Origin of the sequence: Sporosarcina pasadenensis (genome assembly GCF_047228845.1) — a bacterium.
Classification (GTDB): Bacteria; Bacillota; Bacilli; order Bacillales_A; family Planococcaceae; genus Sporosarcina.
This window is the reverse complement of sequence record NZ_JBFEGM010000002.1, coordinates 97,537-115,187: the sequence shown is the minus strand read 5'-3', so window position 1 is coordinate 115,187 and position 17,651 is coordinate 97,537. Positions and strand designations below refer to the sequence as shown.

General features: G+C 48.7%; 11 protein-coding genes. 9 read left to right on the top strand and 2 right to left on the bottom strand.

Translation table 11 applies throughout. The features are described 5' to 3' along the window. Positions 1 to 484: 484 nt before the first annotated feature. From addB to AB1K89_RS04280, 6 genes are all read left to right on the top strand, one after another. Complete coding sequence (gene addB, locus AB1K89_RS04305; protein ID WP_413053558.1) at positions 485 to 3,976, top strand: helicase-exonuclease AddAB subunit AddB; 3,492 nt, start codon at positions 485 to 487, stop codon at positions 3,974 to 3,976. Then, positions 3,954 to 7,673: a helicase-exonuclease AddAB subunit AddA gene (gene addA / locus AB1K89_RS04300; protein ID WP_413053557.1), complete on the top strand. Its 3,720-nt coding sequence runs from the start codon at positions 3,954 to 3,956 to the stop codon at positions 7,671 to 7,673. The genes addB and addA overlap by 23 nt, the downstream gene beginning before the upstream one ends. Next, positions 7,670 to 8,860, top strand: coding sequence for a DUF418 domain-containing protein (locus AB1K89_RS04295; protein WP_413053556.1), 1,191 nt, complete (start codon positions 7,670 to 7,672; stop codon positions 8,858 to 8,860). Before addA ends, AB1K89_RS04295 begins: the two co-directional genes overlap by 4 nt. An 81-nt stretch (positions 8,861 to 8,941) precedes the next feature. Continuing rightward, positions 8,942 to 9,841, top strand: coding sequence for a fumarylacetoacetate hydrolase family protein (locus AB1K89_RS04290; RefSeq protein WP_413053555.1), 900 nt, complete (start codon positions 8,942 to 8,944; stop codon positions 9,839 to 9,841). A 72-nt stretch (positions 9,842 to 9,913) separates the two neighbouring features. After that, positions 9,914 to 10,288, top strand: a complete 375-nt coding sequence (locus AB1K89_RS04285; protein WP_252502434.1) for a YisL family protein — start codon at positions 9,914 to 9,916, stop codon at positions 10,286 to 10,288. Positions 10,289 to 10,628: 340 nt separating this feature from the next. Then, entirely contained in the window at positions 10,629 to 12,080 is a 1,452-nt protein-coding gene (locus AB1K89_RS04280; RefSeq protein WP_413053554.1) for an alpha-amylase family glycosyl hydrolase, read from the top strand. A 66-nt stretch (positions 12,081 to 12,146) separates the two neighbouring features. Here AB1K89_RS04280 and AB1K89_RS04275 read toward each other — a convergent pair whose 3' ends face one another. Continuing rightward, positions 12,147 to 12,998, bottom strand: a complete 852-nt coding sequence (locus tag AB1K89_RS04275) for a DegV family protein (protein WP_413053553.1) — start codon at positions 12,996 to 12,998, stop codon at positions 12,147 to 12,149. A gap of 22 nt (positions 12,999 to 13,020) precedes the next feature. Next, positions 13,021 to 13,839: a Cof-type HAD-IIB family hydrolase gene (locus AB1K89_RS04270; RefSeq protein ID WP_413053552.1), complete on the bottom strand. Its 819-nt coding sequence runs from the start codon at positions 13,837 to 13,839 to the stop codon at positions 13,021 to 13,023. A 204-nt stretch (positions 13,840 to 14,043) separates the two neighbouring features. On the opposite strand from AB1K89_RS04270, the gene AB1K89_RS04265 reads away from it, so the two are divergent. From AB1K89_RS04265 to AB1K89_RS04255, 3 genes are all read left to right on the top strand, one after another. Then, on the top strand, positions 14,044 to 14,805 hold the full coding sequence (locus AB1K89_RS04265) for a serine aminopeptidase domain-containing protein (RefSeq protein WP_413053551.1): 762 nt from the start codon (positions 14,044 to 14,046) through the stop codon (positions 14,803 to 14,805). 50 nt (positions 14,806 to 14,855) lie between these two features. After that, positions 14,856 to 15,164, top strand: a complete 309-nt coding sequence (locus tag AB1K89_RS04260; protein WP_413053550.1) for a metal-sulfur cluster assembly factor — start codon at positions 14,856 to 14,858, stop codon at positions 15,162 to 15,164. Positions 15,165 to 15,438: 274 nt separating this feature from the next. Next, positions 15,439 to 17,586, top strand: coding sequence for an ATP-dependent Clp protease ATP-binding subunit (locus AB1K89_RS04255; RefSeq protein ID WP_413053549.1), 2,148 nt, complete (start codon positions 15,439 to 15,441; stop codon positions 17,584 to 17,586). Positions 17,587 to 17,651: the final 65 nt, after the last annotated feature.

Sequence of the window (17,651 nt, the reverse complement as noted above, 5' to 3'; positions counted from 1 at the left end):
CAAATTTCTCCGTTTATGCGTGAGTTTAGCGCGTTATGCGTGAAAAATCGGTTTTATGCGCAATTTTAGCTGTTTATGCGTTTTTCTTACGGTTTATGCGTGAATAAATGAATTTATGCGTGTTTCGTGAACCGCGGGGGTATTTCATTCCCGCGTTCTGCTTGGCGCGCTGGATGCATTTTACAAATCAATGAATCAATGTTAATAGTTCCTGTCCTCCTAAACTTTCGGTACAATGAAGGGAAGGATGATAGGATTTTTTTTATCTTCATTCAGCACTCCCGCTTATAGAGTGGGTATATGAATGCGTTTTCTGTTCAAAAGGTTTAAAACACCTGCTGAACGAAGATAAAGCCTCCGGCGGATGTCACAGATTTTGAAGGGAGTTAATTGCGAATCGAACCCTTCGTTGTTCGATTCACAATTCAAAATCTGGACGCAATTACGCCGAGGCGTAATTGATTTATAGAAAGGGGAGAGTGCCATGACATTGCGGTTTGTGACCGGACGAGCCGGAACAGGGAAGACGACGGTCATCGAGCGGGAGATTGCCGCGGAGCTTGAACGGGAACCATTGGGGTCGGCGGTCATCTTGATTGTGCCTGATCAGATGTCATATTCCATGGAGCTGAGCTTGTCGGTGAATTTCGGTTTGAATGGCTTGATCCGCGCGCAAGTTTCCACTTTCAAGCGGCTTGCATGGCGGGTGCTGCAGGAAACGGGCGGCATTACGCGGAAGGAAGTCGATGGGTTCGGGTACAGGATGCTCGTGCGGAGTGTGCTGGAGGAGAACCGGGAGGAGCTGAAGCTGTTCAAGCAAGCTGCGAACAAGCGGGGCTTCACTGAAAAAATCGGCGATCTCATGAAAGAGTTCAGCCGCTATTGCCTCGATCGGGAAACGTTGGCCGAGTTCCGCCAACAACTGGCCACAGCCGATGCCCCGAGGACTTTGCAGGACAAGGTGAGCGATCTTTCATTGCTGCTCTCGAAAATCGAGGAGCGCCTCGGCACGTCCTATGTCGATAGTGAAGGGCATTTGGCGTTGTTGGCGTCCCAAATCAAACACTCGGAACTTATAAAAGGCGCACATCTTTATATAGATGGATTTGAGAGTTTCACAGCGAGGGAATATGAAATCATTACGGAACTGATGAAGCATGGCAATCGGGTGACGGTCGTCTTGCCGATGGAGTCCGATTTGTCGGGGCATGCGGATCATGAGCTGTTCTTTAATCCTGTACGGACGTCATTGAAGCTCCGTGAAATTGCGCGCAATGAAGCGGTCGACATCGAAGAGGGAATTCATATGAGTGTACCTCTCCGGTTCAAAAATGACGAGCTACGCCATTTCGAAAACGAGTTCGAGAAATATCCTCCGAAGGACAGGCCATCCGAAGGATCAGTTTCCTTGATCGAAGCGACGGACCGGCGGGCGGAAATCCATGCAGTAGCAAGGAAAATCCGGGAACTCGTCATGAAGGGCGGACGGTATAAGGAGATTTCGATTTTATATCGACAGCCGGATAAATACGATGAACTTATTGAAACGATATTTTCACAATACGATATCCCGGTATTCATTAGCCGGAAAAAGCCGATGCTCCACCATCCGCTTATCGAATTTACAAGGTCCGTCCTTGAAGCGGTAACATCGGGTTGGTCGTATGAATCGGTATTCCGCGCGGTGAAGACAGATCTGTTCTTTCCACACCGGGAAGATAAGCTCCTTTGGCGGGAGCGCGCGGATCGTCTGGAAAATTATGTTCTTGCAAATGGAATCTATGGCAATCGGTGGTTCGATGAGGCACGGTGGAAAGTGAAACGATATCGTGGTTTGGAATTGCATACGACAGTGCAGACCGATGAGGAACTGGAGTTGGAGCGGGAGCTGCATTTGATCCGCGATCTGATCCGGGAGCCGCTTACGCAGTTCGAAGGTAGGCTAAAGCGTTCGAAAAATGGACGGGATGTCGCAGAGGCGCTCTTTTTATTCATGGAATCGCTGCAAGTATTCGATAAAATTATCGACTTGCGGGCGGAGGAGGAGCGTGCGGGCCGTCTGTTGAACGCGACCGAGCATGAACAGGCCTGGAATTCATGGATCAATGTCCTCGACCAGTTTGTCCTCATGTTCGGGGACAAGGAGATGGAGTTGAAGGAAGCCGCGCGGATTTTGGATGAAGGGTTCGATACGCTTGAGTTCATCCGCATTCCGCCGTCCCTCGACCAAGTGACGGTGACGACGATCGAGCTCGCGAGCCTCATGGAGATCGAAGTAGGCTTCGTCATCGGCGTCAATGACGGTGTGCTCCCTCAACGGATCGATGCCGAGGGGATTTTATCCGACTCGGACCGGGAATGGTTCGCGATGAGCGGACTGGAGCTTGCCCCATCTTCGAAAATGAAGCTCATGGATGAATCGTATATGGCATACCGAGCGTTCACGTCGGCGAGGGAAAAGCTTTTCATTTCGTATCCAATCGCGGATGAGGAAGGGAAGTCGCTTTTGCCTTCGCTATACATCTCTCGCTTCCAGCAACTATTACCAGGGGTCGGGCTGCAGTTGGCGGTGTCGGATCCGTCCGAATTGTTGAATGAAGAGGAGCAGGCTGATTATATTATCCACCCTCGTACAGCGCTCCCTTACGTATCGATGAAAGTGAAGGAAGCGGAGCAGACGAGCGAGCTTGCAGCCGAATGGCGGGCAGTGCTCGCCTATTACGAAGAAGACCCATTATGGTCCTCCGTCTTGGAATACATTACGAAGCCGATGATGGACCGCAATGAAACGGAGCGGCTCGCGCCAGCTATCACGGAAGGCTTGTATGGCAAAACGTTCGTCTCGAGCGTATCAAGAATCGAATCGTATTACAGCTGCCCGTTCCAGCATTTCGCTTCTTATGGGCTTGGACTGCAGGAACGGATGGAATTCACACTCGAGGCGCCATCAATCGGAGATCTGTTCCATGCGGCTTTAAAATGGGTGTCGGATGAAATGAACCGGACGGGAAGATCATGGACGGAGTTATCGAAGGAGCAATGCTGGCAATTGGCGCGGGACGCGATGGAGCATATTGCGCCGATGTTCTTCAACCGCATTTTGCTTTCGACAAGCCGCTACCACTACATCCGCCGGAAATTGACCCATATCGTGACACGCACGATTTTTGCGCTCGGCAAACAAGCGACAAAAAGCCTGTTCCGTCCGATTGCCATCGAAGCGGCATTCGGACCGGGTGAGCAGCTGCCGCCTCTTGAAATTCCATTGCGCCGTGGCAATCAAATGAATTTACGCGGGAGGATTGACCGGGTGGATGCGACGGAAATCGACGGAAAGAATTATGTACGGATCGTCGATTACAAATCGTCCTCAAAACAGCTGGATCTGACCGACGTATATTACGGCATCTCCTTGCAGATGTTGACGTATCTCGATGTCGCCGTCGAGCATGCGGAGGAGTGGATCGGGTTCAAGGCGGATCCCGCGGGAGTGCTTTACTTGCATGTCCATAACCCGATGATCCGCACGGAGCTCGAGCTGACAGAAGATTTGATTGAAGAAGAGATATTGAAATCCTATAAGATGAGGGGCTATTTGCTCGATGATCCCGAAGTCGTCATGGGGATGGATGCGCAGCTCGGCAAGTCGTCGACTGTCATTCCGGCCGCTTTGAAGACGGACGGGACATTTACAAAAGCCTCTAAAGTGCTGTCGACGGATGATCTGCAAATCGTCCGGAAGTTTGTGAGGCAGCGCCACCAGCAGGCAGGAGATGGAATGCTTGCGGGGGATGCCCGGGTGTATCCGTACCGGTTGAAGGATAAAATGCCGTGCCAATATTGCTCGTATCGTTCGGTATGCCAGTTCGACCCAACGGACCCCGAGCAGAAATACAGGCATTATGAGAGCATGAATCCGGAAGAATCCCTTGAAATGATGCGGAAGGATGTGAATGATGATGAACATTCCAGTTAAACCGGCGGACGTGACATTCACGGACGCCCAGTGGAAGGCGATATGGGCGTCGGGGAAAGATGTGCTCGTGTCGGCTGCGGCCGGTTCCGGGAAGACGAAGGTGCTCATTACGCGGATGATCGAGAAAGTGTTGAGTGAGCACAATCCGATCGATGTGGACGAATTGCTTGTCGTCACATTCACAAATGCCGCAGCTGCAGAAATGCGACACAGGATGGCGGAAGCATTGGAAGAGGCGATTGCCGAAAATCCTGGTTCCATCCATTTGAGAAGACAGTTAAGCTTGTTGAATAAAGCACAGATTTCCACATTGCACTCATTCTGTCTAAACGTCGTCCGCCAATATGCATACCTGATCGACATCGACCCGGGGTTCCGCATCGCGGATAGCACGGAAGCGGCGTTGCTGCGGGACGATACGATCGGTGAAGTGCTTGAGGACGCTTATAACGCAGACAATCCGGAAGCGATGTACCGGCTTGCAGACAGCTTCACATCGGACAGGAACGACCAGTCGATCGAAACGCTCATCGACAGGCTGTACGACTATTCGCGGGTGCATCCGTCACCAGAAAGATGGCTCAGGATGATTCCGATGCAATACGAGTTGGATGACGATGTGACGATCGATGAACTCGATTTCATCGGCCCGTTGAAAACGGCGATCCGCCATACGCTTGAGGAAGCAATCCATCTGACAGAAGATATGAAGCGGATTGCATTAATGCCTGAAGGTCCCGAGCCGTTAGCTGCTACAGCTGATGCGGATCTGCAATGGATCCGGGAGGCGAAGCGGCGGATAGAAGAAGGGACATGGGAAGAGACGTATGCGTTTTTCGGGTCGCTCACATGGGTGAAGGCGGGCACGATTCGGAAAAATACATGCGATGAGGAATTGGCGAAACGGGCGAAATCGCTCAGGGATTCCGTGAAGAAAATCGTCAATTCGTTGAAAGAGTCGTATTTTACAAGGACACCGAAGCGTCTACTGGATGAAATCCGTCTCATGGCGCCGATGATGCATACGCTTGTCGAACTCGTCATCGATTTTGGGAAGCGGTACGGAGAAGTTAAAATGGACCGCGGACTCGTCGATTTCTCGGATCTTGAGCATTTCGCGCTGCAGATTCTTGCGGCGGAGAAGGACGGGGAGCTTGTGCCGTCCGATATCGCGGTTGATTATTTGAACAGGTTTGCGGAAGTGCTCGTCGATGAATACCAGGACGTCAATTTGCTGCAAGAGGCGATCATTCAGCTCGTCAAGCGTGGCAGTGAGGCAGACGGGAATTTGTTTATGGTCGGTGACGTGAAACAATCGATTTATCGTTTCAGATTGGCGGAACCTGGGTTATTTCTTGGGAAATACAATCGATTTACGTCGGATGATGGAGAAAATGGTCTGAAAATCGATTTGAATGCGAACTTCCGAAGCCGGAAGGAAGTGTTGGATGCGACGAATTTCATCTTCTCCCAAGTGATGGGGGAACGGGTCGGTGAAATCGAATACGATGAAGCCGCCGCTTTGAAGTACGGCGCCCGTTATCCCGATAAGGAAACGCCTGCCGCATTGACGTTGTTATACGAGGCCGACGAAGAGGATATGGAAGATGAGGCGACGGAGCTTACAGGGCAAAGCTTGAAAAGCTCTCAGGCAGAAGCAAGGTATATGATTCGGAGAATTAAGGAGTTGATGGCTTCGGGCGCAGAAGTGACAGATGCGTTCACGGATAAAAGGCGTCCTCTCGAATACCGGGATATCGTCATCCTCATGCGCTCGATGACATGGTCAGGAGAAATCGCGGAAGAGTTCAAGCTTGCGGGCATCCCGATCTACGCGGAATTGTCGCGCGGCTATTTCGAGGCGATCGAAGTGATGATCATGCTTAACACGCTTCGTGTCATCGATAATCCGTATCAGGATATTCCGCTAGCGTCGGTTCTTCGTGCGCCGTTCGTCGGCATGACGGAAAATGAGTTGGCGCAAGTACGCCTCGCCGCGAAGAACAAGCCGTTTTACGAAGCGCTGAAACTGTTCATGGCGACAGGCGGTGCGGGAATTGCCGCGGAAACGCAAGTGAAATTGCAACGGTTCTTCCTCATGTTTGAGGATTGGCGCAATCTCGCTCGGCGCGGTTCGTTATCGGAGCTCATTTGGGAAGTGTATGCCGATACGCACTACTATGAAATGGTCGGCGCGATGCCGAACGGGAAACAAAGGCAAGCGAATTTGCGCGCGTTGCATGATCGTGCCATCGATTATGAGAAGACGTCATTTCGCGGGCTTTTCCGTTTCCTTCGGTTCATCGATCGGATGCAGAAACGCGGGGATGATCTCGGTGCTGCCCGTTACGTAAGCGAAACGGAAGACGTTGTCCGTATCATGACGATTCACTCGTCGAAGGGACTCGAATTCCCGTACGTTTTCGTCGCGGGAGCGGGCAGGCAGTTCAATAAAATGGACTTCAATGAACCTTATTTATTTGACCAGCATTTCGGCTTGGCGGTGAAGGCGATCGACCCGGAGTTGCGTATTACGTATACATCCCTTCCGTTCCTAGCGATGAAAGAGAAGAAGGAGCTCGAAATGCGGGCGGAGGAAATGCGCGTGCTCTACGTGGCGATGACGAGGGCGAAGGAGCATCTTGAATTAATTGCCACCGTTAAGGATATTGAAAAGTCGATCGGCAGTTGGCAAGATGCGCAGCTGATTGAGGCGGGCGAAATGCTGCCGGAATATACAAGGTCTCGTGCAAACGGCTATTTGGATTGGATTGGACCTGCCATTGCACGCCATCCGGATTTTGAGAAATTCGGGTTCATGTACGGTGGCCGTTCCGTCGACGATCCGTCAAAGTGGGAAATAGCGGCGTATCCTGTTTCTTCTTTCTTGACGATGGAGGAACAAGAGGAGGAAACCGTTGACAGACCGGCACCTGCACGAAAGGAGAATATTATCGATGCAGAATGGTCCGATGAAGTGAAGCGGAGATTCGACTATGTCTATCCATACATGACTTCGGTTGAGAAGCGCTCCAAGCAGACGGTGAGCGACTTGAAAAGGGTGGCGCTGCTCGAGATGGAACCGGACTTTGACGATTTCTTCTCGACGAAGGATGATGAAGTGAGCACTCCTTATTTACATGACCGTCCTGCGTTCATGCAGTCAAGGGCGCTGTCGGGGGCGGAAATCGGTACGGCGATGCATACGATTATGCAGCATATCGATCTGTCGAAGGCGCATACCGTGCAAGACGTGGATCGGTTCGTCACCGAGTTGACGACGCGCCAATTGTTGACTATGGAAGAAGCGAATGCTGTCGATGTGAAGGCGGTCGTCCGATTTTTCGAGACGCCCCTGTATAAGAGGATGTCCGGATCTCCAAGGATGTTGAAAGAAGTGCCGTTTACGTACGCATTCGACGCAAATGACGGCGATCACCAAATTTTGCAAGGGATCGCCGACTGCCTGTTCGAAGAAAAAGATGGCTGGGTGCTGCTTGACTATAAAACGGACAGGATCCGAGGAAGATTCAAATCTGAAGAAGAGATTCAAGTCGAAATGCAAAAGCGGTACGGCATCCAATTGAGCCTTTATAAAAAAGCGATCGAATCGATTGCGGGTATTACAATAAAAGAAATGGTCCTCTACTTGTTTGACGGAGAGAGGATTATGCATGTTCAGGAGGAATCTGTTTGAACGCAACACCTACGATTGGAAACCGCATTGAATCGTTGGATATACTGAGGGGCTTTGCGCTTCTCGGCATATTCATCGCGAATATGCTCACTTTCCATTCACCTTATTTTTATATAGATCCACATTCGTATTTCAGCACGCCGAGTGATGTGGCATCTTACAAGTTGATCAATCTATTCGTGGAAGCGAGTTTCTACCCGATTTTCGCAATGATGTTTGGGTACGGATTGAATATGCAATATGAAAAAGCGATTGCGAATGGGACGTCATACGTGCCGATGATGGCGAGACGAATGGCGATTCTCATGGGATTCGGCCTGATCCATGCGCTGTTCATCTGGTCGGGAGATGTATTATTCACGTATGCGCTGATGGGATTCATCATGCTGGCGGTCGTTAGAGTTCCGAAAAGATGGCTCCTATGGATTGCACTCATCGTCTATTTGCTTCCGACTTTCCTATTCATTGGAGGCGTTTATTTACTGACGAAGCATGACCCGAATAAGTTGATGGAAGGGTTTGTCGACATCCAGCGAATAGAATTGGCGATCACGGCATATGCACACGGGACGTATGGCGAGGCGCTCGTCTTCCGGATATCGGAGTGGCTCTTCATCGGTTTGACGAACTCCTTCATAGGCATTTTCATGGTGCTGCCATTGATTATGCTCGGTGCCGCTTTCTCGAAGTGGAAGCTGTTTGAACGCGCGGCTGTATTAAAAGGAAGAATAGCCGTTGTCGGCATTATTACATTAGCAGCGGGGATTTTCATTAAATCATGGCCGTATATCGATGGGTATGAATTTTACAATCGATTGATCCAGCAGCTGATCGGCGGCCCGATATTGGCGATTGGGTATGCGTGCGTCATCATTCTGCTCTGTACATTGCCTATTTTCCGGACGATCTTCCGGCCGATTGGGAAGGCGGGGCGATTGTCGTTAACGACGTACTTGATGCAGTCGATTATTGCGACGTTCCTCTTTTACGGCTACGGTTTCGGGCTCTATGGAAAAGTGGATTTGGAGACAGGTACGATGATTGCTGTCGGCATCTTTGCCATCCAGGTCATTTTCGCGGAGCTCTGGTTGTTGAAATTCCGGATGGGGCCTTTCGAATGGCTATGGCGAAAAGGGGTCTACGGAAAAAACATGCCGAAAAAAGAGGAGAAAGAGCAAGCTTTGTAGAATTGTAGTATGTGATTGACAACTATGTTCGTGTAGTAAAATGAAAATATTTTCATATTATGAGGAAGGATGGGCTTGTACATGAAACTTTTATCGTTCCGGTTTGAAGGAAAAACATTATTCGGTCCGAAAGTGAAGAAAGAGGAAGCGGTCTGGGATGTGAAATCGATCGCTGAAGCGTTCGGCGAAACGGATTTCCCTTCAACAATCATCGAAGGCATCGCAGGAGGTTTGGAGTTTGTTGAGAAGGTGAGGAAACTTGCCGAGCAAGCTCGGAATAGTGAAAATCCGGAACAATTCAAGTATGCTTTCACGGATATCGAATGGCTGTCCCCGATACCGCGCACACCGAAAAATGTCCTTGGCGTCGGTAAGAACTATGCCGAACATGCCGCCGAAATGGGTTCTGAAGCGCCGCCTGAAAAATTGTTGATTTTCACGAAATCGCCTACTGCGATCGCTGCAGATGAGCAGGAGCTTTCGGTGCACGCAGACCTTACGGATACCCTCGATTATGAAGGGGAATTAGCGGTCGTCATCAGCAAGAAAGGGCGCAATATCCCGAAGCAGCTCGCGTATGATCACGTATTCGGCTATACGATTGCGAACGATATAACGGCGAGAAATATCCAAACTGGGCATAAGCAGTTCTTCCTCGGTAAAAGCTTGGACGGCGCATGCCCGATGGGTCCTTATATCGTTACGAAGGACGAGATTCCGAATGCGCATAACTTATCGATCGTAACAAAAGTGAATGATGAAGTTCGTCAAAACGGAAATACATCTGACATGATCTTCAAGATCGACGATGTGATTGCCGAAATCTCGAAATTTGTCACACTCGAGCCGGGCGACGTCATTTTGACGGGCACGCCTTCAGGAGTCGGTAAAGGGATGAATCCGCCGCAGTTCCTGAAAACGGGCGATACGGTGAAGATTTCTGTCGAAGGTATCGGCACGCTCGTCAATCGCTTTGTATGAGTTCATTTCCTACTAAGGAAAGCTCTTCTATGATAGGATTGAAATGAATTTATTATTGATGAGGTGAACAGTTTGGACTTTTTATCAAGCACGCCCCATTTTCATATTTTCACATGGGTCGTAGGCATTATCCTTTTCCTCGTTTCGGCAGTGATGGCGAACGGAACCAAAGGGAAAAAAATTACTCATATGATTGCACGCTTATTTTACGTGCTCATCCTCATTTCAGGCATCGCGCTTTTCATTAAAGGGATGGATTATGGAATGGGTGCCGAATACGGCATTAAATTCCTGCTCGGCTTATTGACGATCGGAATGATGGAAATGGTTCTTGTTCGTTCTGAAAAAGGGAAGAAAGTTACAACGTTATGGATTTTATTTTTTGTCTTCCTTTTCGCAACGATGTTCTACGGCTTCAAATTGCCGATGGGCTTTGAATTCTTTTAATTGAAATGATCTATTGAACATGAAAGCCGCCGGCGAAATTGCCGGCGGTTTTTTTATGGTGTGTTATCGTCTTGACTCCGGGCGCCCTACGCTTTTGATTCCGTCTAGACTCCGGGCGCTAGTCGCTCGGGTCATAAGTCAAAGCTACTGCGTGGCAAAGACCGCCACTTCGTATCTTTGTCTTATGCCTGTCGCAACTTAGCGAGCGCCCTCCGCTTTTGTATATACACAAATTCGACTCATTTCTTAAGCACACATGGAATTTTCTTTTCATTACATGGCGGGGAGAGCCCTGTTTTGTTAAAATGGCTACAGATAGCTTGTTTGAGGAGGCTTTATTGTGATAGGGAAACGTTTGATTGGCGTAGCAGCCATTTTTTTATTGTTCATTTCCACAATGATGCCGGCCGCCGCTTCTGCCGAGAGTGAGCGTGGCATAATGGATGAGAGCATATATGACTTGCTTGTAGACCGTTTCAATAACGGCGCAGGAAAGAACGATATCGATGTTGATACGCATAAAGGAAATGCCTTCAATGGGGGCGATTTTATCGGTATCCAAGCGCGATTGCAGCATATTATCGATATGGGTTTTACGATGATCTCTTTAGGTCCCGTCTTCAAGACGGAGACGTATGACGGAAACAGCGTTCTTTCATATAACGAATTGGAACCTCATTTCGGTACGAAAGAAGAGTTAGTTTCGCTAGTGAAGGAAACTCATAAGAAGAACATGAAAGTGGTCGCCGATTTCCCTCTAGGAAATGTTAGCGCTAATCATGAATGGACGAAAGGGCAGGCGTATAAGTTCATCCCTTCTGCGGATGGTACGGTGGATTGGGATCCGGCTGATGCGAACGTACAGGACGCTTTGAAACAAGCAGCGGTTGACTTCATCACTGAATATGGCTTGGATGGAATCCGTTTGACGAATCTTGAAGGATTTGACGACGCGTTCTTGAATGAAATGATCAATGCCATCCATGACGCCAAGGAAGGCGCTTACGTATTGACGAATGAAGAGAGCGGGGCTGCCTTTGACTTGAAGCCAAGCGATGCGAAGATGGACGCTCTTCGTCAGTCATTCGTAAGAGCGGACCCGGATTCATCTCCTATGGATAATTTCATTGATAATGGCCAAATGGGAATTCTCCAATTCGATGACTTGACGGGATCGCGGTTTACGTATGATATCGTGGAAGCCCGGATGTTCCCGCCGACCCGATGGAAGGTGGCGGCAACCGCGTTATTTACGCTACCAGGCGTTCCGCTCATGACATATGGAACGGAAATTGCAGTAAACGGAAAGGAAGCACCTGAAAGCCACCCACTTTTCAACTTCAAGACGGATATGGAATTCAAGGATCTGATCGGCAATTTGAATGAACTCCGCAATGAATCGGAGACCCTCCGCAGCGGAAAGTTTGAAATGCTGCATAATGAAGATGGTTTTCTCATCTACACGCGGACTTCAGAGGATGAAACGTGGCTAGTTGCCATCAACAACACATCCAAGACGGTGAGTGCGGCAATTCCGGTCGAAAAAATCGGTGAAAACAAGAAATTACGTGGAGTATTGGATGGCGATCTCATCCGGGAATCCGATGACGGGATGTTCCGTGTCGTTCTGGATAGGGAACTTGCGGAAGTATATATTGCGGATGAAGATAAAGGATTCAATACGCCTTATTTAATCGCATCCACTCTTGTTTATGTCATGTTCCTCGGCTTCCTGTTCCTAGTTATCAAAAAAGGACGGGAAAGAAGACGGACGGAAAAAAAGACAGCGTAAATAAAAAAACGCCTTTTCGGACTTGGTTGTAGCCATGTCTGAAAAGGCATTTTTTATAGGGTGTTATTAATTGTATTTATTCAAGAAGAAAATGGCGATTGTGCCGGGTCCTGCATGGGATCCGATGGCCGAGCCGATCATATGGACTTCCACATTTTTCGGCTGGAACTTCTCTTCAATCATCGCTTTCACTTCAAGAGCAGCGCTTTCGTCGTCCCCGTGACTGATGGCAATTGTCTGCTTCGATAATTCTACCCCGCGTTCATCCATCAGTTCAATCATGCGGCGAAAAACTTTTTTGCGACCCCGATGTTTTTCGATTGGCACGAGCCTTCCGCCTTCGACATGAAGGAGGGGCTTAATGTTCAAGAGGCCGCCAAAGAATGCGCTCGCCTTTGAAACACGTCCGCCTTTCGCCAAGTAATCAAGGTCTTCGACTGTGAAAAGGTGCTCCATGCGATTGGCCATGTCACGGATTTTACGTTCAATCGTACGCACGTCTCTGCCAGCATCTCTCAGACGGACAGCTTCCTTTACGAGAAGGCCGCATCCAAGGGAAGCGCAACGTGAATCGATGAGGACGAGGTTCATGTTCGCATTTACTTCTTTCACTTGATCCTTCATCATCACGGCAGTGTTATACGTGCCCGACAGCTCGGATGAAAAAGCGATGTACAGTCCATCCTCTCCCGACTCAGCAAGCTCTTTCCAAGTGGAATGGAATAACTCCGGTGAGGCTTGGGATGTTTTCGGGTGTTTCCCGTTGCGAATTGCGTCAAACACTTCCTTTGAATCGATGTCAAGGACATCATCGCCTTCCTTGTCGTCGATCAACACACGCAACGGAATGAGCGTCACATCGTTTTCTTCGAAAAATGATTTCGGTAAATCTGAACCACTATCAGCAAATATTCTCATTTCGTATCCCTCAGTTCTCTATTTATATTTTCTTTGTTAACAACAATCGTTCCTTCAACACTTTTGCGATGCCATCTTCGTTATTCGTTAACGTTATCTCGTCCGCAATCGATTTTAGCCTGTCTATCCCGTTGCCCATTGCGACTCCGACACCGGCGTAATCAATCATTTCCAGATCATTGTCTTCATCTCCGAAAGCGATGATGCGTTCCCGAGGAATTCCGAGCCATTTCGCAACGAGCGAAATGCCGACAGCCTTATTTAACCCATGGCGTACGATTTCGATGATATCCCATGGTGCTCCCCATCGTCTATGGTCGATCGCTTCTGCATGGACTTCAGCCAGATGTCTCCGAATCGGTTCGACATATTTAGAATCAGCTTGAATAAGCAAGCTCGTAGGCTCGACTTGCAGCGATTCCCGGATGTCCCCATGCTTGATGACCGGATCTCCGAAAGTGACGATGTCCAATGGCTTTTGCTCGTGATACTGCAAATACACATCGTCCATCACTTCCGCAATTATATTGTGGAAACGGAAATCTTGCATCGCTTCGACGACATCATTGACGACAGGAAGGGAGATTGTTTCGTGGAATGTTTTCCATGAACGGTCGGTTGGATTGTGGACGAAGGCACCATTGAAGTTGACAATCGGCGTCTTCAGTCCGAGCTCGCGATAGTACATCGAACTTGCGCGATAGGGCCTGCCGGTCGCAATCATCACCTGGTGCCCTTGTTCTTCCGCCCGTTTCAATGTATGTGCAGTTTCCTCCGATATCACTTTTTCATCCGTCAGCAATGTCCCGTCCAAGTCGAGGACAATCAAATGCGGTTTCATAATTCCGCCCCCTTTTGGAAAGTATCTTTGTTGTATACCCATTTCCTCAACTGCTTCATAACGATTTTGAGGCTTGCTATATATATATTGTCCAGTTTATCGTTATCTATCGGAGCAAGTCAAAACATTCCGGAGGGAAACCATCCTTTTTGTTTTTCTAGTAAAACTTTGGTACGATTTAGAAAAAGTACAGAAGGTGTTCGAATGATTGTAAAAGAGGAAAACTGGAGTAATATACCATTGTTGCATATTGTGGATGAAACAATGGAAAATAGCAAACTACCAGCCGTGATCTTCTTGCATGGCTTTACGAGTGCCAAAGAGCATAACTTGCATTACGCATATAATATCGCAAAGAAAGGGTTCCGCGTCCTGTTGCCGGATGCCCATTTGCACGGTTCGCGGGAAGAAGAGTTGGATGAAGTCCAGCTGAGCTTGCGTTTTTGGGAAATCGTCCTTACTTCCATCGAGGAAATGGCTATACTCCATAAGGAATTAAAGGAAAGAGGCGTACAGAAAATCGGCATGGGTGGCACTTCCATGGGCGGCATAACGACGCTCGGCTGCTTGACCGCTTATCCGTGGATCGATGTAGCGGCAGTCATGATGGGAGCACCAGGTTATGTGGAGCTTGCTAAAGCACAGATGTCCCAATTTGAACGTCGCGGCTTCAAGTTGCCGATTACTGATGAAGAACGGAAAACATTGCTGGATACACTCGCTATTTTTGATTTAACAAAGCAAAGGCACAAGCTTAACAATCGTCCCGTTTTCTTCTGGCACGGGGAAAATGATGCGACGGTTCCGTTTGAGCCGACTTTCAATTTTTACAAGGCGGCTAAGAAGGATTACGAGGATTCGCCTGAGCGGTTCGAATTCTACAAAGACCCGAATGCGGGGCACGCCGTTTCAAGACTTGGCATGCTGCAATCCGTTGATTGGTTCGCATCTTATTTGAATGAATAGGCCATCCTTGCTATGATGAAGTTAGAACAGATTCGGAAAGGGGAATTTCAATGAGTGATGATATGAAGGGCAGCTTGATGGGTGCTCTGGAAAACGTAATCGATCCCGAGCTTGGAATTGATATCGTCAATTTGGGGCTTGTTTATGATGCAGAGCTGGATGAGGAAGGCACTGCCAAAGTGACAATGACATTGACATCAATGGGTTGTCCAATGGGACCGCAAATCGTTGCTAACATCAAACAGGAACTGATGGAATTGCCTGAAGTGAAAGACGCTGAAGTTAACATCATTTGGAACCCGCCTTGGTCGAGGGACATGATGTCTCGCTATGCAAAGATGGCGCTCGGCGTACGTTAATAGATCGGAAAAAAGGCTGTTTGACTTATCGTCAATCAGGCTGAGGATATGCCTAGTTATTATGTTTTATCCTAAAAATGAGTGTAGACAAAGTCAAAAAACGACTTTGCTACACTCTGAAGGCTGTTTGACTCATCGTCAAGCAGCCTTTTTGTTTTGTGTTTATTCTGTTGGGGAGAGGGAAAAATAATGGATGCGAATGGCTTTACTAATCAATGAGTAAGGCATATAATTTAATTAATCAAAGATAGTCAAAGTCAAAGTATAGAGGTGAATGGATATGAGAATGGATGGCGTACAAGAAGATCAACGCACACCACTTGAACAATTTGGACGAAATCTCGTTGAAGATGTGAAGAACGGTAAAATGGATCCGGTCATCGGGCGGGATGAAGAAATACGGAATGTCATCCGGATTTTATCAAGAAAAACGAAAAACAATCCTGTACTGATCGGGGAGCCTGGAGTCGGTAAAACAGCAATTGTCGAAGGGCTTGCCCAACGGATCGTCAAAGGCGATGTGCCGGAAGGGTTGAAGGATAAGCAGATCTTTGAATTGGATATGAGTTCACTTATTGCTGGTGCGAAATACCGCGGGGAATTCGAAGAACGGCTGAAAGGCGTTTTGAAGCAAGTGAAGGAAAGTGACGGGGAAATCATCCTCTTCATCGACGAAATTCACACGATTGTCGGCGCCGGGAAAACGGAAGGCGCGATGGATGCAGGAAATATGTTGAAACCGATGCTTGCGCGCGGCGAACTGTATTGCATCGGAGCGACGACGCTTGACGAATACCGGATGTATATTGAGAAAGATCCGGCATTGGAACGCCGTTTCCAGCAAGTGCTCGTCCGCGAACCTTCGGTGGAAGATACAATTTCGATTCTGCGAGGCTTGAAGGAACGCTTTGAGCTCCATCATGGAGTCCGTATCCATGACCGTGCTTTAGTGGCGGCCGCTACGTTATCAGATCGCTATTTGACAGAACGGTTCATGCCGGACAAGGCGATCGATTTGATGGATGAAGCGAGCGCGATGATTCGGACGGAAATTGACTCGATGCCTCAAGCACTCGATTCGGTCACACGCCGGATCATGCAGCTTGAAATCGAGGAGCAAGCATTGAGAAAAGAAAAGGACGCCATTAGCCAGACGCGTCTAGAAGCGCTGCGCACCGAGTTGCAGGAGCTGAAAGATTCCTCCGCCGGCATGCGGGAGCAATGGAACAAAGAGAAAGAGGCGTTACGCGAAATCCAAGTGAAGCGTGAAGAGCTTGACCGATTCCGCCGCGAGTTGGAAGATGCGCAAAATCGTTTTGATTTAAATAAAGCCGCCGAGCTGCAATACGGCAAAATTCCGGCTCTTGAAAAACAACTTCAAGAATTGGAAGCGTCACTCGTAACTAACTCCGATAGCAGGTTGTTGCGGGAAGAAGTGACAGAGGATGAAATTGCGATGATCGTTGCTCGCTGGACGGGCATCCCTGTCACGAAGCTTGTGGAAGGGGAGCGGGAAAAATTGCTCCGACTGCGCGAGACATTGGAAGAGAGGGTCATCGGTCAGGATGACGCCGTGCAGCTCGTCACGGAAGCGGTTTGGCGTGCACGCGCGGGCATTAAGGATCCGAATAAGCCGATCGGTTCGTTCCTGTTCCTCGGTCCTACCGGGGTCGGGAAGACGGAGCTTGCAAAAACGCTCGCTGCAACGTTGTTCGATTCAGAAGACCACTTCATTCGAATTGACATGTCCGAGTATATGGAGAAGCATAGTGTATCCCGGCTCGTCGGGGCTCCTCCGGGATACGTCGGCTATGAAGAGGGCGGACAGTTGACGGAAGCGGTTCGCCGCAATCCGTATTCGGTCGTGCTCCTTGATGAAATCGAGAAGGCGCATCCTGATGTATCGAATATATTGCTTCAAATTTTGGATGACGGCCGGATTACGGATAGTCAAGGACGGCTCGTCAATTTTGCGAATACGGTCGTCATTATGACGTCCAACATCGGCTCCGCCTACTTGCTGCAAGGCCAGTTCGATTCGGATGAGCATGCGGCAGAGGATTTGGTCATGGCGGAATTGCGTCGCCATTTCAAACCAGAACTATTGAACCGGATGGACGATATTATCATTTTCCATTCGTTGTCAGGCAACTCATTCCGTTTAATTGCCAAGAAAATGCTCGAGGATCTTGTCAAACGGCTGGATGAACAGGAAGTGGACTTGGAGTATGGCGAGGACATTCTCGACTGGATCGTCAAGGAAGGTACAGATGCCGAGTTCGGTGCAAGACCGTTGAAACGATTCATCCAACGCCATGTCGAAACAGCTGTCGCAAAGGAAATCATCAAAGGTGACTTGAAAGATGGCCAAAAATTGGTGTTGACGATGGATGATGGGAAATTGAAGATTGATAAGAAATAATAAAAGCCTTGGATGCCGATTTCAAATCGCTGTCCAAGGCTTTTTGCTTCCTCACAAATAAAAAA

Excerpts from the sequence above, each read along its gene's own strand:
- AB1K89_RS04275 (WP_413053553.1), bottom strand. The coding sequence starts at position 12,998 with ATGAGAATATTTGCTGATAGTGGTTCAGATTTACCGAAATCATTTTTC.
- AB1K89_RS04255 (WP_413053549.1), top strand. The coding sequence starts at position 15,439 with ATGGATATGAGAATGGATGGCGTACAAGAAGATCAACGCACACCACTT.
- AB1K89_RS04290 (WP_413053555.1), top strand. The coding sequence starts at position 8,942 with ATGAAACTTTTATCGTTCCGGTTTGAAGGAAAAACATTATTCGGTCCG.
- addA (WP_413053557.1), top strand. The coding sequence starts at position 3,954 with ATGATGATGAACATTCCAGTTAAACCGGCGGACGTGACATTCACGGAC.
- AB1K89_RS04260 (WP_413053550.1), top strand. The coding sequence starts at position 14,856 with ATGAGTGATGATATGAAGGGCAGCTTGATGGGTGCTCTGGAAAACGTA.
- AB1K89_RS04270 (WP_413053552.1), bottom strand. The coding sequence starts at position 13,839 with ATGAAACCGCATTTGATTGTCCTCGACTTGGACGGGACATTGCTGACG.
- AB1K89_RS04265 (WP_413053551.1), top strand. The coding sequence starts at position 14,044 with ATGATTGTAAAAGAGGAAAACTGGAGTAATATACCATTGTTGCATATT.
- addB (WP_413053558.1), top strand. The coding sequence starts at position 485 with ATGACATTGCGGTTTGTGACCGGACGAGCCGGAACAGGGAAGACGACG.